Origin of the sequence: Ferrovibrio sp., from assembly GCF_035304305.1 — a bacterium.
Lineage (GTDB): Bacteria > Pseudomonadota > Alphaproteobacteria > Ferrovibrionales > Ferrovibrionaceae > Ferrovibrio.
The window spans coordinates 39,490-59,320 of the sequence record NZ_DATGQG010000022.1; the positions used below are offsets into that span (position 1 = coordinate 39,490).

Below are 19,831 nucleotides of genomic sequence, written 5' to 3' on the forward strand. Positions count from 1 at the left end.
TTCGACCGGCAATTTTGCCGAAAGAACAATCCGTTAAGAGTTTCCCCCTACCCTGCCACACTCCTATAATTGTGTTCCGCGGCTCCCAGTGCGGCCGCGGTAGCAGGAAGCATGACGAACAGGCGCCTCACGCCAGGCAAGGATAACCAGCGGCATCGCCGCCCCAGCATGACCGGCCTCGTCCTGGCCGGCACGCTTGGGCTGCTGTCGCCGGCAGCGGCGCAGCAGGCAGTACCGCAGGCCAATACCCCGCCGCTCGGCACTCCGGCGCCGGCTCCAGTCGCAGCGCCCAACGTGACCATTGTGCCTCCGGCGGCTCCTGTCGTCCCGCCGCAGCCGGCCGTTGCGCCTGTCCGCACCCGCGCTGGTGAACACCCGACCTTTACGCGGCTTGTTTTCGACTGGCCCGAGCGCGTCGATTTCGATCTGGCCACCGAGGGCAACAGCGCCACGATCCGCTTCAACCGTGCCGTTCCCGTAGATCTCGGGCGACTGCCTAATTTTCCGCCGCGCGGCGTGAGCAAGCTGAGTGCGACGCTGGCCGATGGCGGCAGCATCGTCCGGTTCGATATCCCCGATGGTGCCACGGTGAAGTCGTGGCGCGACGGCGCCAAGGTGGTGGTGGACATCGCGCAGCCGGAAGCGGCCGCGGCAAAGGCGGGGAGCAAGCCCGCCGACCCGAAGCCTGCGGACGCGAAGACCGCAGACATCAAACCGGCTGAAACGAAGATTGAGGCCGATACGGCGGCAGCTGAACCGAAACCGGCGCCGTCGAGTACACCGCAGCCGCCGGCACCGGCTAAGCCCCCGCAAGCCGCGCCTGCGCCGGCCCAGGCACAGAAACCGGCGCAAACTCAGCCCCAGGCTCAGGCTCAAGTTCAGCCGCAGCCTCAGGCGCAGTCCCCAGCCCAGCCGGCCGCGTCGCCGGTTCCCGGTGTCCCGGCTGCCGCTCCGGTGACGCCGGTCCATGCGGCGCAACTTGGGACCTTCATGCCGGCGCCTCCGACCGGCCCGATCAGCGGTGAGCCCCTGGTGCCCGGAGTCGATTCCAGCCGTACCGGCCCGCTGCTGCATTTCCCCTGGACGCGGCCGGTCGCGGCTGCCGCGTTTCTGCGCCATGGCTATCTCTGGCTGGTCTTTGACCGTGCTGCCGCAGTTGACCTGCGCCCGATTACCACCCGCGAATGGAACGGCGCGATCAACGGCGTGGAGCAGCTGCCGATTCAGGGTATGACGGTGCTGCGGCTGGTGGTACCCAGCGGCACGACGGCGGGATTCTCGCGGCGCAATGCCGGCTGGCAGGTCACCATCAACACCATACAGCCGGACCAGCTCGTTCCGAAGGACGGTGACACCGCGGCCGAAACCGACCCGGTGCCAACCGGCCGTCCGCAGGAGATAGACGTTCGACGCCAGCTGGACAGCGACGGCGGTGCCAAGCTCTTCTTTGCCGCCAACGAACCATCGCCACCTCTGCAGGTGCCTGATCCGGATACCGGCGATGTGATCACGGTGGTGCCTTTTGCCGGCGCCAATGGCGGCGTGCCGAACCGACGCGATTTTATCGAGCTCAGCGTCATGTCGAGCTTCCAGGGCTTCGCCATCGAGCCGCATGTCGATGCACTCGACATTCGCCGCTTTCCGCGCGGCATCGAGATCGGCACGTCGAACGGTCTGTCGCTGTCGGCGCCGCGCGGCGCTGACCCGCACAGCGGGATTGTGGAAATCCTCCAGTTCGCCGAGTGGCGCAAGGTGCCCGGTGAAACCTATGGCGAGCAGGAGGAGAATCTCCTGCGCCGCATCGCCCAGTCTACGCCGGGGCAGCGCCAGGCGGCGCGCCTGGCGCTGGCGCAGTTCTACTCTGCCAACGACATGCATCCCGAAGCTCTGGGTGTTCTTGCGCGGGCGCGGCTCGAACAGCCGGATCTCGAGCGCGACAAGCTGTATCGGGCGCTGCGGGGCATCGCCAATCTGCGGCTCGGGCGACTTGCTGATGCGGCCAGCGATCTCGATTCGAAAGTGTTCGACGACGATCCGGATGTGCTCGCCTATCGTGGCGTGCTGGCGGCTGAACGTGACGACTGGCCCTCGGCGCGGCGCGCCTTCTCGCTGTCGGGCGCTGCAGTGGCGAAGTTTCCGCCTGACCTGCGGGCACCGATACGGCTGACCATGGCCCGTGCCTGGCTGGCCGGCGGTGACGTCGCCGCAGCGACGGCAGAGCTGCGTGCGCTGGAGGGTGACACGCTGAGCCGCGGTCAGGCGGCCGAGGGCAATTACGTCCGTGGCCTGCTCGCCGAGGCGACCAACAAACCCGAAGATGCGATCCGCTGGTTCGACCTGGCAGCCAGCAGCGGCGACCGGCGCGTCCGCGCACTGGCCGAGTTCGCCAGGACAGAGCTCATGCTGAACCGCAAGCAGATTGACACGACGCAGGCGATCGAACGGCTGGAGCAGCTGCGCTTTGCCTGGCGTGGCGGACCCTATGAATTCAACCTGCTGCGCCGCCTGGGCGAGCTGCAGTTCTCCACGGGCGACCTGCGCGGCGGCATCACCACCTTCCGCCAGCTGGTGAAATACTTTCCGAAATCGCCCGAGGTGCCGCTGCTCACCAAGCAGATGAGCGACGAGTTCGCCCGGCTGTTCCTCGATGGCGGTGCGCAGGCGTTGCCGCCGCTGACGGCACTGGCGCTGTACTACGACTACCGGGAACTGACGCCGGCAGGGCCGGAGGGTGACGAGATCATCGGCAAGCTGGCCGACCGCCTGGTTTCCGTCGACCTGCTGAACCGTGCCGCCGAGCTGCTTGAGCACCAGATCACCTATCGCCTGCGTGGCGAGGATCGCGCCCGGGCCGGCGCGCGGCTGGCGGTGGTCTATCTGCTCGATCGCAACCCGGATTCCGCGCTGAAGTCGCTGCACGCTACCAATGCGGCTGGATTGTCGCCGGCGGTGGCGCAGGAGCGCCGTCTGCTAGAGGCCCGAGCGCTGGGCGATCTCGACCGCTTCCCCGAAGCGCTCAATCTGCTCGGCCAGGACCAGAGCCCGCAGGCGATGGGCCTGCGCGCCGATCTGCACTGGCGGGCCCGGGATTGGGTCGCCTTTGCGCGCGTCGTTGGGCAGATCCTCGGCGACCGCCACGCCGATCCGGCGCCGCTGACCGCGGATGAGCGCAAACTGGTATTGCAGCTGGCCGTGGCCCATGCCCTGAGCAACGACATCACGGCGCTCGACACGCTGCGGCGCAGTTATGAAGAGAAGCTGCGCGATACGCCTGACGCGGCAACCTTCGCGGCTGTTGCCAGCACGATCAGTCGTGCTCCGGGCGACCCGCGCGAACTGGCCGCTACTATCGCCCAGGTCGGCCAGTACGAAGCCTTCATGAGCCGCTACCGCGAGCGTGTCGCCCGCGGTGGCCTGAGCGCGATCAACTGAAAGCGCCTGATGTCTACTTCCTCGGATTGCGTGAAGGCCCGGCCGCGATAGCGGCGTAGGGGCCGGAACGCCGGCTATCTTGCTCCGAGGAAGCTCTCCACAAGCGCGGCGCAGACGAGATTCCAGCCGTCCACCAACACGAAGAAGATCAGTTTGAAGGGCAGGGAGATCATCACCGGCGGCAGCATCATCATGCCCATCGACATCAGCACGCTCGCCACCACCATGTCGACGACGATGAACGGTATGAAGAGCAGGAAGCCGATCTCGAAAGCCCGTTTCAGTTCGCTGATCATGAAGGCCGGCACCAGGACGCGCAGCGAAAGGTCCTCCGGGTTGGCCGGGGGCGGCAGCTGAGCAAAGTCGGAGAACAGCGCCAGATCCTTTTCGCGGACCTGGCTCCGCATGAAGGCGTGGAAAGGCGCGATGGCGCGGTCGAAGGCGGTCGCCTCGTCGATCTGTTCCTCGATCAGCGGCTGAATGCCTTCCGTGTAGGCACGTTCCAGGGCCGGCTGCATGATGAAGAAGGTGAGAAACAGCGCCAGACTGATCAGCACGGTGTTCGGCGGGGTGGTCTGGGTGCCCATAGCGCTGCGCAGGATCGAGAGCACGACGACAATGCGCACGAAGCTGGTGATTACCACCAGGATTGACGGTGCCAGCGCCAGTACGGTGGTCAGCGCGACAAGCTGAATGACCCGACCGGTCAGCGTTCCGCCGCCCTCGCCGAGATCGATCGTTACCGACTGGGCGAAGGCGGGCAGCGGCAGCCAGATCAGCGCGCCAAGCGCCAGCGCGAATGCAGCACTGACCGCGACGCAGTGGCCGCGGCTCAGCTGCGCCGACCGGCGCAGCAGCCAGGATTTGCAGCGGTCAAACATCGCGGTCGAACCTCGGTGGTTTGCGGTCGAAGACCGGCACTTCACGTTCCGATGCGGGTCTGCGCCGGCCTTCGCCGTGCGGTGCGGTCCCCGGTTCCTCGGTCTGGGACGGGATGCCGGTTTCGATGACCAGATCACCCTCCCCGCCCAGCAGCAGCAGATGCTCGACATCGTCCCGGCGCACCAGCACCAGCCGGCGGGAGCCATCCACCTGGGCCGCCTCCACGACGCCGATCCGCTGTCCCGGGCGCCATTTGCCGAAGCGGCCCGACCCGGACAGGGCGCGCATGCCGTACCAGAACAGGGCCAGCAGGATCAGCAGGCCGCCAAAGGCGATTGCGATCTGGGTGAAATCGATGGAGGTCATGATCCATTCCGTAATTGCGGCAATGTGGAAGCCGGGCCCGAGTCGGGTCAAGCGACCCTTCGCCGATCACTCCGGCGGGCCTTTCCCCTGGGTGCGGTAGATGTAGCTGAGTATTTCAGCCACTGCCGCGAAGGCCTCCAGCGGGATCAGGGCGTCGATATCCAGCTTGGCGAGGATTTCAACCAGATCGGAGTCCTGGCGGACGGTAATGCCGTGATCGAGCGCGATCCGGATGATCTGGTCGGCGACAAACCCTTGACCGCTCGCAACAATCCGGGGCGCCTCCTCGCGCCTGGGATCGTAGCGGAGGGCAACGGCCCTGTTGCGGATCGGGGGTGAAGGGGGGGGCTCGGCCACGGGCTTTCCTGATCTGGTGGGGCGCACACTATCAGTCGGGGCTTAACTGAATCTTTACGGCTCCGGCCCAGTCTGCAAACCGGACTCAAAGGCCTGCGGGACCGGCGTTTCGGGGCCGGCTGGCGGCAAGGATTTGGGCATGGATCTCGATCGTATCGGTCTGCTGAAGGCTATCACCCGGCGCATGGACTGGCTGGGCGAGCGCCATCGCGTGATCGCCGAGAACATCACTCATGCGGACACCCCCAATTACCGCGCCAGGGACCTCAAGCAGGTCAGTTTCGGCGAGCTGGTCCGGGGGAGCCAGCTGGGCATCACCGCCCGCGTCACCCAGCCGGGCCATCTGCGGGGCCTGGGCGGCAGCAACAATCAGTGGCAGCGGACCACGACCGGCGCCTATGAAACGGCGCCCAACGGCAACACGGTCAATCTCGAACAGCAGATGATGAACATGGCCGAGACCCAGGCCGACCATAACCTGATGACCAACCTTTACCGCAAGCAGGTCGGTCTGCTGCGCAAGGCGCTGGGCAACCGGCAGGGTTAAGGCTGCAGGGCGAAGGTAGCGGAGCAGGCGCATGGAACTGAAGAATGCGATGAAGATCTCCGCCTCGGGCATGCGGGCCCAGGGCGAGCGTCTGAAAACCATCGCCGAGAACCTGGCCAATGCCGATTCTCTGGCCAAAACGCCCGGCGGAGACCCCTACAGGCGCAAGGTTGTCAGCTTCAAGTCGGAACTCGACCGCGCCACTGGCGCCGCCCTCGTGAAGGCGCAGAAGCCGATCCCCGATCGCTCGGATTTCGAGCTGAAATACGATCCCGGCCATCCCGCCGCCAATTCCGACGGTTACGTCAAAATGCCGAACGTGAAGACGGTGATCGAAATGGCCGACATGCGCGAGGCCCAGCGTACCTATGAAGCCAATGTGAATGCCGTCGATACGGCCAAGCAGATGATCAATCGCACGATCGACCTGCTGCGCAACTGAACGGAGTAAGAATTATGGCCGATTTGACCATCGGAAGCCGCATCGCTGGGTTGGCACCCTCTCTGGGGGCTGGGAGCGCGACCCAGGCGAAGCCGGCCCAGGGTTTCGGCGAGATGCTGACCGAGGCCCTGCAGAATACCGTGGACGCCTCCCGCGCCTCGGAAGCGATGGCCTCCCAGGCGGTTGCCGGTAAGGCCGATGTGACCGACGTGGTCACCGCCGTCACCAATGCGGAAATGGCGCTGGATACGGTCGTCTCGATCCGCGACAAGGTCATCTCCGCCTACCAGGAAATCCTGCGCATGCCCATCTGATTGGGCCGAGCCGCATTTTAAGGTAAGGTCGGCGGCGGAGAACGATTCGATGACGGCCGTCGAAGTAGTGGACGTTTTGCGGGAAGGCATCTGGGTGCTGCTCAAGGTAGCCGGCCCGGCGATGATCGTCAGTCTGGCCATCGGCCTCGCAATCTCCCTGATTCAGGCGCTGACCCAGCTGCAGGAACCGACGCTTACCTTTGTGCCCAAGGTGCTCGCGATTTTCGGTACCCTGATCATCACCATGCCCTTCATGATCGGCACCATGGTGACCTTCATGGAGCACCTGGCGCAGCGCATTGCCGGCCTGCAATAGCGGGGCGGCATGCTCCAGGACCTGGTCGCGGGCAACGTCTACGCATTCATTCTGATTTTCTGCCGCCTCGGGGCCGCCATGATGACGCTGCCCGGAATCGGCGAGAATTCGATCACGCCCCGCGCGCGGCTGGCTATTGCGCTGCTGACCGCCGCTCTGACCGTGCCGGTGCTCGGGCCGCTGCTGCCGCCGCTTCCGGCGCAGCCGTTCCATCTCGCCTTCCTCGTGGTCAGCGAGATCGGCTTTGGCCTGGCGCTCGGGCTGGTGGCAAGGCTGACCGTTTCGGCCATGCACATCGCCGGCAGTATTATCGCCATGCAGGCTGGCCTTGCGGCCGCCATGTTCTTCGACCCCAACCAGGGCTCCCAGAGCGCACTGGTCAGCAGCGCCCTGGTTTTTCTAGGGGTCGCGCTGATTTTCGTGACCGATCTGCATCTGCTCGCCATCAGGGCGGCCTATGACAGCTACACGCTTTTCCCCCCTGCCCAGGCGCCGGCCTTCGGAGATTTCGCCAGGGTCGCGACGGATCTGGTCGCCACCAGCTTCGCACTCGGGCTCAAGCTTGCGGGTCCATTCATTGTTTACGGTATTGTGTTCAATGTTGCTCTCGGCCTGCTGAACCGCCTGATGCCGACCCTGCAGATATTCTTTATCATGCAGGCACCGCAGATCGCCTTTGCGTTCCTGCTGCTTGGTCTGGCGCTGACGGCGATGGGCCTGTCGTTCACGTCCTATGTCGAGGAACACCTCTCGCAGTTCCTCGCGCCGAAATAGGGAAGGGGCATGGCAGAAGACGCCGACCCAGAATCCAAAACCGAAGACCCTTCCGCGAAACGGCTTTCCGAAGCGGCAGATAAGGGCAATGTCGCGCGTTCGCAGGAGGTTGGGTACTGGTTCACCTTCCTCGCTGCGGCGGTCGCACTGTGGATGCTCCCGGAAATGATGGGCGATCGGGTGGTGCGGAGTACGCGCGTCTTCTTCGAGCAGCCGCACCGCATCCCGGTCGATGCCAGCCACCTCAGCAACGTGCTGATCGATCTTTTCGTCGGCATGAGCAGCGTCATGATGCCAGTGCTCGGGCTGTTCATGGTATTCAGTCTGGCCGGTAGCGTCCTGCAGAATCCGCCGCATTTCAGCCTCGAGAAGATCAAGCCGAATTTCTCCAAGCTCTCGCCGATGAAGGGCCTGAAGCGGATCTTCTCGCTGCAGGGTCTGTTCGAGTTCGTCAAGAACATTCTGAAGGTGACCATCCTCGGCTCCATTCTGTTTGCCGTGATCTGGCCGGAACTGGATTCCCTCGAGGCCCTGGTCGATCTCGACCCGGCGGTACTCATCCCACTCTGCCTGAAGCTGGTGATGCGGCTAATCGGCGTGCTGATCGCGGTCATGTTCGTGATCGCGGTGGCCGACTACGCCTACCAGAAATACAATTTCCTGAAGAACCTCCGGATGACCAAGCAGGAGGTCAAGGATGAGCACAAGGAGACCGAGGGCGATCCGCTGATCAAGGCGAAACTGCGTCAAATCCGCATGCAGCGCGTGCGCAAGCGCATGATGGCAGCCGTACCCGAAGCCAGCGTCGTCGTCACCAACCCGACGCATTACGCCATCGCGCTGAAATACGATCCCGGGAAGATGGATGCGCCGACCGTGGTGGCCAAGGGCGTCGATGTGCTGGCCCGGCGTATCCGCGAGATCGCCACGGAACACAGGGTGCCGATCGTCGAGAATCCGCCGCTTGCCCGCGCGCTGTACAAGGTGGAGCTCGACGATCCGATCCCGATCGAACATTACAAGGCGGTGGCGGGCGTGATCAGTTACGTGATGAAGCTGAAGGATGGCCTGGCTGCGGAATACCGCCCGGAGGCTGGCTGAGCCTATGGCGTCTCCAGGGATCTGGCTGGGCGGACTGCTGAAATGGCGGGCACGCCTGCTCGCTGAAGCCAGCCCGTATGCCCGGGTCGTCACCCGCGGGCAGGAGGTGGTTGCGGCCAATGCCGCCTATCGTGCGCTGGCGGCCCGCCTTGGCATTGCTGGCACACCGTCGCCGGAACGGCTGCTGGCCAGCCGCAGCAGCAACGCCGCCCTCCTGGCGAGCATGCGCGACACGCTGAAAAGCGGCGGGGCCGCCGAGCAGGAATGCCAGGTGATGGCCGATGGAACGCTGCTCAGCCTGCGGCTGGCGGCGGTCAGCCGACCCGGCTGGCGCGGTTGCATTGTCTGGGATGTGCAGAATCAGTCCGAGCGTGACGCGGCCGTGGCTGATCTGCGCCGGCAGCGCGATGAGCTGGCAGCCTTTCTCGACAATGCGCCGGTGGGCCTCTATTCCGTGTCGCCCGACGGCCGGTTCCTCTTTGCCAACCGCACTTTCGCCGCTTGGCTGGGCCGGATGCCGGAGCAGCTCGTGACTGAAGGCCTCACCATTGCCGATGTGCTGCAGCATGCGGACCCTCGGGAGGGCGAGGTGATGACGCCAGAATGGCCCGGCGGCGAGGCCAAGCTGAAGGCCGCTGATGCGGAAAGCTTTCGCCTCGTGGGCGTCAGCCAGAGCCCCGTGCCGGATGCAGCAGGCCGGCCGCTGCGCTACAGCGCCGTGGTTCACGACCTCGGGCTAGAACTGCGCCAGCGTGGGACCCTGCGCCCCGTGGAGGCCGAGTTCCGCCGCTTCTTTGACCAGGCGCCGATCGGCATTCTGGTGCTGGATGCCAACGGCGTCATCCGCGATGCCAATGCCGCGTTTGCCGCACTCTGCGGCCGCGAGGACTGGCTCGGTCAGCGACTCTCGGCGCTGGTGCGCGAGGAGGATGCACTGGCGCTGACCCGCCACCTGGTCGCCCTGCGCAAAGGGGCCACTTTCAGCCGGCCGCTCGAGGTGCATCTCGCTGGTCCGCGCGAGCGGGTAGTCGAGGTGTTTGCCGCATCCTCAGCCGAGCGCGACGACGGCCAGTCGGCCCAGCTGGTCTATCTCGTGGATACGACCGAGCAGCGCAACCTGCAGACCCAGTTTCACCAGAGCCAGAAGATGCAGGCGGTGGGGCAGCTGGCCGGCGGCATCGCCCATGACTTCAACAATCTGCTCACCGCCATGATCGGTTTCTGCGATCTGCTGCTGCAGCGGCATCAGCCGGGCGACCAGTCCTTTGCTGATGTCATGCAGATCAAACAGAATGCCAGCCGAGCGGCCAACCTGGTGCGCCAGCTTCTTGCCTTCTCGCGACAGCAGACGCTGGTGCCGAAGATCCTCGATGTGACCGACGTGCTGGCAGATCTGCGCAACCTGATAGGCCGGCTGATCGGCGAGACGATCACGCTCAGGATGACGCATGGCCGCGACCTCGGCCTGGTGCGTGTGGATCAGGGGCAGCTGGAGCAGGTCATCATCAATCTGGCCGTCAACGCGCGCGATGCGATGGCGGAGGGTGGCGAGCTGCGTATCCGGACCAGCAACTGGCATGCCGATGCTCCGACCCAGATCGGGACCGAGACCGTGCCGCCCGGCGACTACGTGCAGATCGAGGTATCCGATACCGGGCACGGCATTTCGGCCGGCAACATCAGCAAGATTTTCGATCCCTTCTTCACCACCAAGGCGGTGGGCGCCGGGACCGGCCTCGGGTTGTCCACCGTATATGGGATCATCAAGCAGACCGGCGGCTTCATCGAGGTGGAAAGCGAGGAAGGGCAGGGAGCCTGTTTCCGCATCTACCTGCCGCGGTATCGCCCCACACCCCAGGAGCTCGCCGCCTCGCGCGAGGATCAGCGCGCTGATGCCCGCGACCTTACCGGGCAAGGCCTCGTCCTGCTGGTGGAGGACGAGGATGCGGTGCGCAGCTTTGCCGCCCGGGCGCTGCGCAACAAGGGCTACACCGTCATCGAGGCTGCTTCGGGCGAGCAGGCCCTGGCTCTGCCGGCCGAGCAGCTGGAGCGGGTCGAGCTGCTGATTTCCGATGTGGTGATGCCCAATCTGGACGGGCCGAGTCTGGCTGCCGAGTTGCGCCGGCGGCGGCCGACCCTGAAGGTTCTGTTCATTTCGGGTTATGCGGAAGACTCGCTTCGCGTGTCGCTGGCGAAGTCGCCGCACGTGAATTTTCTGCCTAAACCCTTCTCCCTGAGCCAGCTGGCCGGCAGGGTGAAGGAAGTGATGGGTGCGTAAACAGAGGGAGGATAGGCCGATGGCCGAGAGCGAGTTGTTCAGGAAGGGACTGGAAGCCCGTCGGGAAGTGCTGGGCGCGGACTATGTCGATGGCAGCCTTGCCAGGGCCGATGATTTCATGATGGCGTTCCAGCGCATGACCACCGAGATGTGCTGGGGCTATGCCTGGACGCGCGAGGGACTGGACCGCAAGACGCGCTCGATGCTCAATCTCGCCATGCTGACGGCGCTTTCAAAGCCTGCGGAGCTCAAGCTGCACGTCAAGGGCGCCCTGACCAATGGCGTAACGGTTGACGAGATCAGGGAAATCCTCGTGCATGCCACCGTTTACTGCGGAATTCCGGCCGGTCTCGAGGCTTTCAAGGCCGCCCATGAGGTATTGAGGGCGGAAGGCGCCCTTCCGGCAGCGGGAACGCCCGAAAAGGCCTGACCTCAGGCGTGGACAGGGCGACGCAGGCGTTGGCAGAAATCCTCGAATTCCTCCTTGGTGATCGCGAAGGCGGCCAGCGTCTCGAAGCGCTGCAGGATCTGCCGCCATTTGGCCTCGGAGGAGGTCAGCACGCCGTCCTGGATGAACGTCACCAGATAGCCCCGCTCCAGCGCGGATTGGGCTGTCTGCCTGATCGAGGTCACACCGTCCATGCCGACGATGAACAGATGCTCGATTCCGTTCTCGCGCAGGAAGCTGTTGAGTCGGGTGCTGGAAAAGGCATCCGGCGTATGCTTGAGGAAGACGTGCTGCGAGGCGCGCCGGAGGCTGATCCCGGAACCGGGGAGGGTGTCCTGGGCATCGCTTGCGTTCCCCTGCGGTTGCGGCAGATGCCTGCCGTGACCGGACTCACGCTGCGCATAAAGCACCATTACGCCTGAGCGCGCCGCAAGATTCGAGAGATCGTTGATCGTTTCGATGAGCCGGTTGCCGGCCGCTTTGATCCGCGCATGACCGGTCGGCGCGCCGGCCGTATCGGGAACATCGATGACCAGCAGGGCATGACGGCTCGTGGCGGATACTGTCCGCTTGCCTTCGTCCCGCGCGGGAGTGCTGGCTTCCTGAGTGCCTGAGGACCATGTGATTGCGCCGGTCGGTGCCGATTGATAACACTCGAACTCGGCCGAGAAATAGGTCCCCTCTGTGTAGCCGTAACTCGCGTGTTGCCGTTCATTCACCATGGTGATGACCGAGCCGGCAAGGAACGCGCCGGCGCGCCGTAGCTTTTTCGCCGTTGTCGCGATGGCGTCTCGCGGTGTGCTGCCCCACCGCACGGCCATGACTGTCGCGTCGGCATGCTGCGCCAGCAACACGGCTTCCGATGCCGAGAGAACCGGGGGCGCGTCCACGATCACGAGATCATAGCGATCCCGAAGCGAGACCAGCAGTTCGGAAAGCCGGCGCGTCCAGGCCAGAAGCGAACCGCGCGAGAATCGGCCCGGCAGCATGATGTCGGCGCCGGAAACGACGTCGGATATGATGACCTCGCCGGGACTGGCCGAATTCTCGAGAACTTCTGCAAGGCCGGCCCCGGTGCGGATCCCAAGGGCTTCACTTGTGCCCTTCTTCCAGAAGTCCGCATCCAGGAGCAGCACCCGGTTGCCGCACTGCGCCGCCAGCGCGGCCAGGCCGAGCGCCAGTGTGGTTTTTCCTTCACCCGGAAGGGCCGAGGTAATCACGGTTACTCTGGGCGCGTCATTTGTGGAGAACAGGGTGGCATAGGCGGCCTTGAGAGCCTCGCGATAGGCGGAGCCGTAGCGCGCTGCCTGTGCGGGCGACAGCCGGGCAGATTCGGAGATCGGAAGCATGCCCAACCCGGCAATCCTGAGCTGGGTTTCAAGCTCTTTCAGGCTCCGGATGCTGCGGTCCGACCGTTCGATCAGATAGATCACGAGTCCGGCAGCAGTCAGGGCTCCTATCCCGGAGACCAGGATCAGGAGCCCCTTTCTGGGACGATCCGGGACGACCGGCAGTTGCGCGTAGGACGCAATCTGCACATCGGGTTTCTGCCACGATGTGTCGGCATTCTGGCTGGTTGTCGTCAGGCGCGCCATGAAGTCGTCGAGAATCCGGCGGTCGGCCTCCGCGGCACGCTCCAGCGCGCGGAGGGTCACGTCGGCATTGTTCATCCGGGCGACATCCTCCTTCAGAGCGTTCAGACGCTTCCGCAGATCGTCTTCCTTCATGCGTGCGACATGCAGGTCGTTCTCGATGGAGGTGATCACCCGCTGGCTCTCGCGACGCATGGCCGCATGGATATTCCTGAGCTTCTCCCGTAGTCCCACTGTCGGCGGATATTTGTCACCGAACTCCGCGGACATTTCGGCCAGTTGCTGCTGGACTTTGGCCTCCTCGGTCTGCAGGGCTTCCATCAGCGGAGAGTCGACCACGTCGGCGGTCAGGCGGCTCCGACTGGCAGCGTCAATGGAGGCACGGTATTGCCGCAGACGCGCCTCGATGGCGGCGCGCTCCGTTTCGGCGGTTGCGAGTTCTGCCGTGACATCCGTCATCTGCTTGAGCAGGAGCGGCGAGCCGCCCGGCATGGAGAAAAGTCCGTGACGAGAACGGAATTCCTCCACAGCCCTTTCCGCTTCGGCAACCCTGGTTTCCAGTTGGACTATTCTCTGCCGCAGCCAGTCGGAGGTCCGCTTGGCCGATTCCGCGCGCAGTTCGAGCTGCCTGTCGATGTAATGATCGACCAGCGCATTCGCCACGCGCATGGCCAGCTCGGCATCCCGCGATTCAAATGCGACGTCGATCATGCGGGAATTGTTCCGTACGCTGACCTGCAGATGAGACAAAAAGCCCCGGATTGTCCGGGAGATGCTCGCCGTCGGGCCATCGGGTTCTTCGACCGACTGGGCGCCGGGAAGCAAGGCCCGTATCTGTGACACCATGCGCCTGATCCGCGCCATGAAGCCGGCCTCGTCGGGCCCGGCTGCCGCAGGGTTGAATTCCGGGTTACTGTCCAGCCCGAGATCGCGAATGACGGCCGCCGCCAGTTGCGGCGAGTGGAGGATTTCGACGGCTGTCTGAACGGCGCCGGTGTCCGGCGGAGGAATGGGAACTGCATCGCGGCTTGCCCGGTTCGTTTCGGACGGATCGCCCAGTACGACCAATGCATGAGCGATATATCGGGGCGGCAGCTGGACGATGATTGCTGTGGCAAGGCCGGTTAGCAGGACCGCTATACCCAGGAAAAGGTATTTCCGGCGCCACAGCGTGCGCAGGATTGCCGCGTAGTCGAGCGCGTCACTGTCGTCGGGCGAGCCGGCGCCGAAGTCGTCACGCAGCTGGAACTGACCGCTGGGCGAGCGGGGATGGAAGCCGCGGGGATCGGGGAGCAACTCGCCCGCACGGGGTTGTCCGGGCATTCTTCCCGGGTGATTCGACCGCCACACTCCGCTTTCGCCCATCTCACCCTCCGTCTCGGCCGCCAAGGCACCCTGACACCCCAAACGCGCGGATCTTTTGCCTGCGTACAATTTGTCGCTTGTGTCCTCGCGCGTGACTCGATAAGAAAAGAAAAGAAAAGAAAAAGCAAGAACAAGTTCGGGGCAACGACCAAGGCCGGGAGCGGGGAGGAAAACGATGTCTGGCGGTGGCGATGTTCTCTACGGGCCCAAGCCCGCCCTTCTGGAACGCCTGCCGTTCCATCTGGGGGAAAGGTCATCGCCGCATAAGCCACGGATCCCGTCGGCGACAGACCTGCAGACCCGTCTGCCGGGGCTGGTGCTGGTCTGGGACTGGCTCGGGATTGCCGCAGCGGGACTGCTGATCGATGTCCTTATTGATCCGGGCGTGGCCCAGCCGTCCCGCTATCTCGATATAGTGCTGGGCGCCACGCTCACCGTAAATTACCTGCATCTGCTTCGCGGCTATTGCGTTCCCAGCATGCGCAAAGTGGCGGTGCAGGTCGCCAAGGCTTCTCTGGCGTGGCTCGGCGCCTTCGCCAGCCTGGCGCTGATCGGATACATGGCCGGTTACGCAGCGGAATTCGGAGAGGCGTGGGCAGGGCTCTGGTTCGCCGGCGCGTGGCTGTTCATATGCGCGACGCGTTGGCTGGTGGGAAGCATGCTGTCACGCTGGCAGAAAGACGGCCGGCTGGCCCGCAGGATCGCGGTGCTTGGCGCGGGACAGACAGCATCCGTGCTTGCCCGCAGATTGCAGGCCCATGGCGAGGAAGCCGCGGTCGTGGGCTTGTTTGCCGAAAGCAGCGGTGCGGCCCGGGCAGGCGAAAATACGGGAAATCTCGACCTCCTCACATCGCTGGCCAATGCGGGAGAAGTGGATGAGGTAATCCTCGCCCCGTCCGACGACCCATCCACGGACCTGCGCCAGATCATGACGAGACTCGCGCAGACGCAGGTCGAAGTAAAAATCTACCCGCAGCTTCCCAATCTTGGTTTCCCGGTTCAGGGATTCAGCAAGGTTGCCGGCATATCAGCCCTGACGATCCAGGCGCGGCCGCTGGCCGGGTGGGGCGCCCCGCTCAAGCGCGCCGAAGACATCGTTCTGACCAGCATCCTGCTTGTCCTGCTGGCACCGTTGCTGCTGCTCATTGCCGTGCTCATCAAGCTGGACAGCCCCGGGCCGGTGATATTCCGGCAGGAACGCCACGGATTCAACAACAACCGGTTCCGCGTCTTCAAATTCCGTACCATGCACCATGAGCCGGATCCCGATCCCAGCGTTCCGCAGGCGCGGCGCAATGACCCCCGCGTGACGCGCGTCGGCGCCGTCCTGCGGAGCACCAGCCTTGATGAGCTGCCGCAGCTGTTCAATGTCCTGCGGGGGGATATGTCGCTCGTCGGACCGCGCCCCCATGCGACGGCGCATAACGACAAATATGCCCCGCTCATCGATGGCTATCTGGCACGGCATCGCGTGCGACCGGGCATGACCGGCTGGGCCCAGGTGAACGGCTGGCGTGGCGAGACGGATACGCTTGAAAAGATGCGCAACCGCCTCGAGCACGACCTGTTCTACATCGCCAACTGGTCGCTGCTGCTGGATCTGAAAGTGCTGCTGCTGACGCTGCCCGTCATCATGCGCGGGACAAATGCCTACTGATCGGAACGGGACAGGCCGAAGGTTGGTGGAGCTCAGGCGCCACTGCGGCGTCGGCTAGGGTAGCCTTCTCCGGCGGGTCATCTTGCGGCTTTCCAGGATGCGCTCGATTTCCACCCGTGTGCTGGCGCTCGAGCGCAGCAGCCGGTCGGTGGCGAGGAGCAGTGCCTCGTAATTCTCATCGCTGTCATTGAGAGAAATCGCATCCATTCCTGCCAGAAACGATGCGATGTCGCTGCTGACGCGGTCCCAGATTTCCTCGGGGGAACGACGTATCGGCTGGATCCTGCTGCCGACGGAGACAACCTGAGCCGTGGTGCGATCATTCTCGCTGCGGACAGGAGGAGGACTCACAGTGTGATCGGCTTTTGCCGGAACCTGATCGGCTCGGCGAACGATGTAGCGGATCGCCGGTGCCGTGCACTCATAGCTTCGCGCAATGTCAGCCAACGTCTCCCCCTTCCGGAAGCGCGCCATGATCTTCGGCCATTCTTCTCGCCGGATTTTTCCGCGGATTCTGGCTTTGCTCAATTCAGCTGACCTCATCGTACCATACGCACGAATCACTACATGCGCGTCGCGCGTGACCAAACGGTGATATAGGCCCTTAAGTACGTTCTTACAAGAACGCATTTTCTCTGCCTCATCGTTGTCTTATTTTTTTCTTTTCTTTTCTTTTCGCCATTGATACAAAAGTGGCCAGTATTGATGCCAACCGTCGTACCAGCGGTCGCCCATGACAAAAATGTTTCATGAAGCAGATGCATTGGCGTCCGGTGTGACGGTGGGGAGGAAGGCAATTGCCCGACGGCTGCGACCGCCGCCGGTGGCGATCCTGGCCGGTGGTCTCGGCACCCGGCTTTCCGAGGAGACAGGTTCCCGGCCGAAACCCCTCGTCGAGATCGGCGGCAGGCCAATCATCTGGCACGTCATGAAGCACTACGATGCCCACGGGATGAACGAATTCGTCATCGCCCTGGGCTACAAGAAAGAAGCGGTCGTCCAGTATTTCCTAAACCTGCATACCTACAGCCGAAACCTCACTGTCCGTACCCGGGACGGCTCCACCTCGCTCCATGAGCCTGCCGAGGGACCGGACTGGACCGTCCATCTGATCGACACCGGCGCTGAAACGGCGACAGGCGGTCGCATCAAGCGGCTGCAGCCCTATCTCGGCGACGGGACCTTCATGCTCACCTGGTGCGACGGAATTTCCGACGTCAATCTGGATGAACTGCTGGCCTTCCACCGGGCCCACGGGAAACTCGCGACGGTAACGGTCGTGCGCGCACCATCGCGTTTCGGCTTCGTAGAGATGGCCGGAGACAGCAAGGTACAGCGTTTCACGGAGAAACCCGACCAGGGCGAAGGCTGGATCAACGCGGCCTTCTTCGTGCTCGAGCCGGGCATTTTTGACTACATCGCCGGCGACGACACGATGTGGGAGCGCGAGCCGCTGCAGGCGCTCGCCGCCGACGGCCAGCTCATGGCTTACACGCATCGCTCCTACTGGCAATGCATGGATACCCTGCGGGAGAAGATTCTTCTTGAGGAACTCTGGTCCAGAGGCGCCGCGCCCTGGAAGACGTGGAAATAATCAAAAGGGGGAGGAAATGAAAGTTCTTGTCACCGGTCATACGGGCTATATCGGCACCATCCTCACGCAGATGCTGCTGCAGAGAGGCCATCAGGTTGTGGGTGTCGATACCGGGCTGTTTGCAGGATGCACGTTTGGCGCCGACACAGCCTCGGACGTCATTACGATCAACTCGGACATACGTGATCTGACGGTCGTGCAACTCCGCGCCGTGGATGCCGTCGTGCATCTCGCCGGGATCTGCAACGATCCCCTCGGCGACCTGCTGCCGGAAACCACGATGGATATCAACGATACGGCGACGATCCGGCTGGCGGAGCTGGCCCGGGACGCCGGTGTTGAACGCTTTGTTTTCTCGTCCACCTGCAGCGTCTACGGCGCGGCAGAGGAGGACTGGGTGGACGAGGCATCGCCGCCCAATCCCGTCACGCCTTATGCCGTTTCGAAATATCGCGCGGAACAAGGCCTGCTTGCCCTGGCCACCGACCGTTTCTCTCCCGTGTTGCTGCGCAGTGCCACAGCCTATGGTTTTTCGCCGCGCATCCGGTTCGACTTGGTTCTGAACAATCTGACGGCACATGCCGTCACCACCGGGCGGGTATTCCTCAAGAGCGACGGGATGGCCTGGCGGCCGCTGGTTCATATCGCGGATATCAGCAGGGCATTCATCGCAGCCGTCGAGGCGCCGCGGGAGGCGGTCCATTGTGAGACGTTCAACGTCGGGTCGACGGCCGAGAACTATCGCGTGCGCAGCATAGCCGAGATCGTCCGGAACACGGTGCCGGGATCGGCAATCGCCTATGCCGAGGGTGCCGCGGCTGATAAGAGATCCTACCGAGTCAGTTTCCGGAAAATCGAGAGCAGGCTTCCGAATTTCAGACCGCAGTGGACGGCCATGGCAGGCGCGCTGGAACTGCACGCCTGCTACACGAAGTATGGGCTCGCGCTCGAGGATTTCGAGGGGGAGCGTTATCAGCGTCTGGCTCATCTGAAATCGCTGCTGGCGGCAGGCATTCTCGATCGGTCTCTGCGCCGGCTGCCGCAACCCTATGAACGGATGTCCGATGCTGCGGGCTTCGTACCTGCCTTCCGTGACGCACAGGCCGTGGATATCCAACAGGCGGAGTGAGGCGGACGTGACAACGAAGCGTTGCCCGAACTGCGGAGCGGAAGACGGCTACATCTTTCACCGGGTGCCTGGAGTGCCGGTGAACAGCTGCCTTCTACTCTCCGATCGCAGCAGCGCGGAAGCCATGGCAACGGGCGATATCGATCTCGCCTTCTGCGACACCTGCGCCTTTGTATTCAATGCCGCCTGGGAGAGCGGGGCGACGGTCTACTCCGATCTGTACGAGGAGACGCAGGTTTTCTCAGGAACTTACCGCGCCTATCAGCAGCGGCTGGCAGAGGATCTGATCGGCCGCTATGACCTGTTCGGGAAGGATATTGTCGAGATCGGTTGCGGAAAAGGTGCTTTCCTCCGATTGCTCTGCGACATGGGGGGGAATGCCGGCGTCGGATATGACCCCAGTTTCGTGCCTGAGCGGGCGGAGGCGGGAGCGGCGCGCGTCACCTTCAGGCGGGAGTATTTCTCGGAAACAACGGATCAGGCACCGCCGGATCTGGTCTGCTGTCGCATGACCCTCGAGCATATCGCCGAGACGCAGCGTTTCGTCCGCGCCGTCCGGCGGATCGCCTCCCCGGAGCGCGGCACCATCGTGTTTTTCCAGGTTCCCGATGTCCGGCGCATCCTCGCCGAGGGCGCATTCTGGGACGTCTATTACGAACATTGTTCATACTTCTCGCCCGCTTCCCTCGGATACCTCTTCCGCAGTGCCGGTTTTGAGGTTCTGCGCATGGACAGCGGATATGACGACCAGTACCTCACGATAGAGGCCTACCCGGCCGAACCAGCGTGTGTGGCGGATGCCAGGGCAGGGGACGGAAGCCTGGAACAACTGGCCCGCGGTGCCGCGACCTTCTCGGAGGTGGCCTCCGATGCTGTGGCATACTGGGATTCGCTGATCAGAACCGTCTCCCGCGCGGGCGGCCGAATCGCTCTCTGGGGTTCCGGATCGAAGGCCGTGGCCTTCCTCTCTGCGGTAAGGGCGGGCGAGGATGTCGAGTATCTGGTCGACATCAATCCTTTCCGCTGGGGGAAATTCGTTCCGGGCACCGGCAAACAGATCGTGGGGCCTGAGCATCTATCCCGCTTTCCGCCGGATCTGGTGATCGCGATGAATCCCATCTACCGGCGGGAGATTGCCGCCGATCTTGTCCGGTATGGCTGCGGCGGCGCCACCTTGGGGGCATTGGGTGACCTGCAGGCCGCGCCGGTTTCCGCCAGTGCGCTGATTTGAGTGAAC

The 19,831-nt window shown here is 63.8% G+C and carries 18 protein-coding genes; 13 read left to right on the forward strand and 5 right to left on the reverse strand.

What is annotated here, in order from left to right; translation table 11 throughout:
• Nucleotides 1-111: 111 nt before the first annotated feature.
• A complete protein-coding gene (locus tag VKZ87_RS02350; protein ID WP_324219637.1) occupies nt 112-3,432 on the forward strand; it encodes a hypothetical protein in 3,321 nt (1,106 codons plus the stop codon).
• 74 nt (nt 3,433-3,506) lie between these two features.
• On the opposite strand, the gene fliP is transcribed toward VKZ87_RS02350, so the two are convergent.
• From fliP to VKZ87_RS02365, 3 genes are all read right to left on the reverse strand, one after another.
• Nucleotides 3,507-4,313, reverse strand: a complete 807-nt coding sequence (gene fliP, locus VKZ87_RS02355; protein ID WP_324219638.1) for a flagellar type III secretion system pore protein FliP — start codon at nt 4,311-4,313, stop codon at nt 3,507-3,509.
• Nucleotides 4,306-4,680, reverse strand: a complete 375-nt coding sequence (locus tag VKZ87_RS02360; protein ID WP_324219639.1) for a hypothetical protein — start codon at nt 4,678-4,680, stop codon at nt 4,306-4,308. The genes fliP and VKZ87_RS02360 overlap by 8 nt, the downstream gene beginning before the upstream one ends.
• 66 nt (nt 4,681-4,746) lie before the next feature.
• Nucleotides 4,747-5,037, reverse strand: a complete 291-nt coding sequence (locus tag VKZ87_RS02365; RefSeq protein WP_324219640.1) for an EscU/YscU/HrcU family type III secretion system export apparatus switch protein — start codon at nt 5,035-5,037, stop codon at nt 4,747-4,749.
• 139 nt (nt 5,038-5,176) lie between these two features.
• Between VKZ87_RS02365 and VKZ87_RS02370 the strand changes: the two genes are divergently transcribed.
• From VKZ87_RS02370 to VKZ87_RS02405, 8 genes are read left to right on the forward strand one after another with little or no spacing between them, the layout of a single operon-like run.
• Nucleotides 5,177-5,584 (forward strand): flagellar basal body rod protein FlgB, encoded by a 408-nt coding sequence (locus tag VKZ87_RS02370; RefSeq protein ID WP_324219641.1) that lies wholly within the window; start codon nt 5,177-5,179, stop codon nt 5,582-5,584.
• A gap of 31 nt (nt 5,585-5,615) precedes the next feature.
• The gene (flgC, locus tag VKZ87_RS02375) at nt 5,616-6,026 is read left to right on the forward strand and encodes a flagellar basal body rod protein FlgC (RefSeq protein WP_324219642.1); all 411 of its coding nucleotides are present in this window, start codon (nt 5,616-5,618) and stop codon (nt 6,024-6,026) included.
• Between the two features lie 14 nt (nt 6,027-6,040).
• Nucleotides 6,041-6,340: a flagellar hook-basal body complex protein FliE gene (gene fliE / locus VKZ87_RS02380; RefSeq protein ID WP_324219643.1), complete on the forward strand. Its 300-nt coding sequence runs from the start codon at nt 6,041-6,043 to the stop codon at nt 6,338-6,340.
• Nucleotides 6,341-6,389: 49 nt separating this feature from the next.
• Nucleotides 6,390-6,656 (forward strand): flagellar biosynthesis protein FliQ, encoded by a 267-nt coding sequence (gene fliQ, locus VKZ87_RS02385; protein WP_324219644.1) that lies wholly within the window; start codon nt 6,390-6,392, stop codon nt 6,654-6,656.
• A gap of 9 nt (nt 6,657-6,665) precedes the next feature.
• Nucleotides 6,666-7,430 carry a flagellar biosynthetic protein FliR gene (gene fliR / locus VKZ87_RS02390; RefSeq protein WP_324219645.1) on the forward strand — a complete coding sequence of 255 codons (765 nt, stop codon included), beginning with the start codon at nt 6,666-6,668 and terminating at the stop codon, nt 7,428-7,430.
• 9 nt (nt 7,431-7,439) lie between these two features.
• Nucleotides 7,440-8,531 carry a flagellar biosynthesis protein FlhB gene (gene flhB / locus VKZ87_RS02395; protein WP_324219646.1) on the forward strand — a complete coding sequence of 364 codons (1,092 nt, stop codon included), beginning with the start codon at nt 7,440-7,442 and terminating at the stop codon, nt 8,529-8,531.
• A gap of 4 nt (nt 8,532-8,535) precedes the next feature.
• The gene (locus tag VKZ87_RS02400) at nt 8,536-10,809 is read left to right on the forward strand and encodes a PAS domain-containing hybrid sensor histidine kinase/response regulator (RefSeq protein ID WP_324219647.1); all 2,274 of its coding nucleotides are present in this window, start codon (nt 8,536-8,538) and stop codon (nt 10,807-10,809) included.
• Nucleotides 10,810-10,828: 19 nt separating this feature from the next.
• Nucleotides 10,829-11,239, forward strand: coding sequence for a carboxymuconolactone decarboxylase family protein (locus tag VKZ87_RS02405; RefSeq protein WP_324219648.1), 411 nt, complete (start codon nt 10,829-10,831; stop codon nt 11,237-11,239).
• Nucleotides 11,240-11,241: 2 nt separating this feature from the next.
• Here the strand turns inward: VKZ87_RS02405 and VKZ87_RS02410 are convergent, their stop codons facing one another.
• On the reverse strand, nt 11,242-14,214 hold the full coding sequence (locus VKZ87_RS02410; protein WP_324219649.1) for an isochorismatase family protein: 2,973 nt from the start codon (nt 14,212-14,214) through the stop codon (nt 11,242-11,244).
• A 175-nt stretch (nt 14,215-14,389) separates the two neighbouring features.
• Between VKZ87_RS02410 and VKZ87_RS02415 the strand changes: the two genes are divergently transcribed.
• The gene (locus VKZ87_RS02415) at nt 14,390-15,871 is read left to right on the forward strand and encodes an undecaprenyl-phosphate glucose phosphotransferase (protein ID WP_324219650.1); all 1,482 of its coding nucleotides are present in this window, start codon (nt 14,390-14,392) and stop codon (nt 15,869-15,871) included.
• 54 nt (nt 15,872-15,925) lie between these two features.
• On the opposite strand, the gene VKZ87_RS02420 is transcribed toward VKZ87_RS02415, so the two are convergent.
• The gene (locus VKZ87_RS02420; protein ID WP_324219651.1) at nt 15,926-16,399 is read right to left on the reverse strand and encodes a hypothetical protein; all 474 of its coding nucleotides are present in this window, start codon (nt 16,397-16,399) and stop codon (nt 15,926-15,928) included.
• Nucleotides 16,400-16,646: 247 nt separating this feature from the next.
• On the opposite strand from VKZ87_RS02420, the gene rfbF reads away from it, so the two are divergent.
• The 3 genes from rfbF to VKZ87_RS02435 are packed head-to-tail and all read left to right on the forward strand — an operon-like array spanning nt 16,647 to nt 19,825.
• Complete coding sequence (rfbF, locus tag VKZ87_RS02425; protein WP_324219652.1) at nt 16,647-17,465, forward strand: glucose-1-phosphate cytidylyltransferase; 819 nt, start codon at nt 16,647-16,649, stop codon at nt 17,463-17,465.
• 16 nt (nt 17,466-17,481) lie between these two features.
• Nucleotides 17,482-18,594 carry an SDR family oxidoreductase gene (locus VKZ87_RS02430; RefSeq protein ID WP_324219653.1) on the forward strand — a complete coding sequence of 371 codons (1,113 nt, stop codon included), beginning with the start codon at nt 17,482-17,484 and terminating at the stop codon, nt 18,592-18,594.
• A gap of 7 nt (nt 18,595-18,601) precedes the next feature.
• Nucleotides 18,602-19,825 carry a class I SAM-dependent methyltransferase gene (locus VKZ87_RS02435; protein WP_324219654.1) on the forward strand — a complete coding sequence of 408 codons (1,224 nt, stop codon included), beginning with the start codon at nt 18,602-18,604 and terminating at the stop codon, nt 19,823-19,825.
• The last annotated feature ends 6 nt before the right edge of the window (nt 19,826-19,831 follow it).

What these genes read in the sequence shown, in the direction of transcription:
- fliQ (WP_324219644.1), top strand. Translation starts at nt 6,390, where the DNA reads ATGACGGCCGTCGAAGTAGTGGACGTTTTGCGGGAAGGCATCTGGGTG.
- VKZ87_RS02360 (WP_324219639.1), bottom strand. Translation starts at nt 4,680, where the DNA reads ATGACCTCCATCGATTTCACCCAGATCGCAATCGCCTTTGGCGGCCTG.
- fliR (WP_324219645.1), top strand. Translation starts at nt 6,666, where the DNA reads ATGCTCCAGGACCTGGTCGCGGGCAACGTCTACGCATTCATTCTGATT.
- flhB (WP_324219646.1), top strand. Translation starts at nt 7,440, where the DNA reads ATGGCAGAAGACGCCGACCCAGAATCCAAAACCGAAGACCCTTCCGCG.
- VKZ87_RS02415 (WP_324219650.1), top strand. Translation starts at nt 14,390, where the DNA reads ATGTCTGGCGGTGGCGATGTTCTCTACGGGCCCAAGCCCGCCCTTCTG.
- flgC (WP_324219642.1), top strand. Translation starts at nt 5,616, where the DNA reads ATGGAACTGAAGAATGCGATGAAGATCTCCGCCTCGGGCATGCGGGCC.
- VKZ87_RS02410 (WP_324219649.1), bottom strand. Translation starts at nt 14,214, where the DNA reads ATGGGCGAAAGCGGAGTGTGGCGGTCGAATCACCCGGGAAGAATGCCC.
- VKZ87_RS02400 (WP_324219647.1), top strand. Translation starts at nt 8,536, where the DNA reads ATGGCGTCTCCAGGGATCTGGCTGGGCGGACTGCTGAAATGGCGGGCA.
- VKZ87_RS02350 (WP_324219637.1), top strand. Translation starts at nt 112, where the DNA reads ATGACGAACAGGCGCCTCACGCCAGGCAAGGATAACCAGCGGCATCGC.
- fliP (WP_324219638.1), bottom strand. Translation starts at nt 4,313, where the DNA reads ATGTTTGACCGCTGCAAATCCTGGCTGCTGCGCCGGTCGGCGCAGCTG.
- VKZ87_RS02405 (WP_324219648.1), top strand. Translation starts at nt 10,829, where the DNA reads ATGGCCGAGAGCGAGTTGTTCAGGAAGGGACTGGAAGCCCGTCGGGAA.
- VKZ87_RS02430 (WP_324219653.1), top strand. Translation starts at nt 17,482, where the DNA reads ATGAAAGTTCTTGTCACCGGTCATACGGGCTATATCGGCACCATCCTC.
- fliE (WP_324219643.1), top strand. Translation starts at nt 6,041, where the DNA reads ATGGCCGATTTGACCATCGGAAGCCGCATCGCTGGGTTGGCACCCTCT.
- VKZ87_RS02370 (WP_324219641.1), top strand. Translation starts at nt 5,177, where the DNA reads ATGGATCTCGATCGTATCGGTCTGCTGAAGGCTATCACCCGGCGCATG.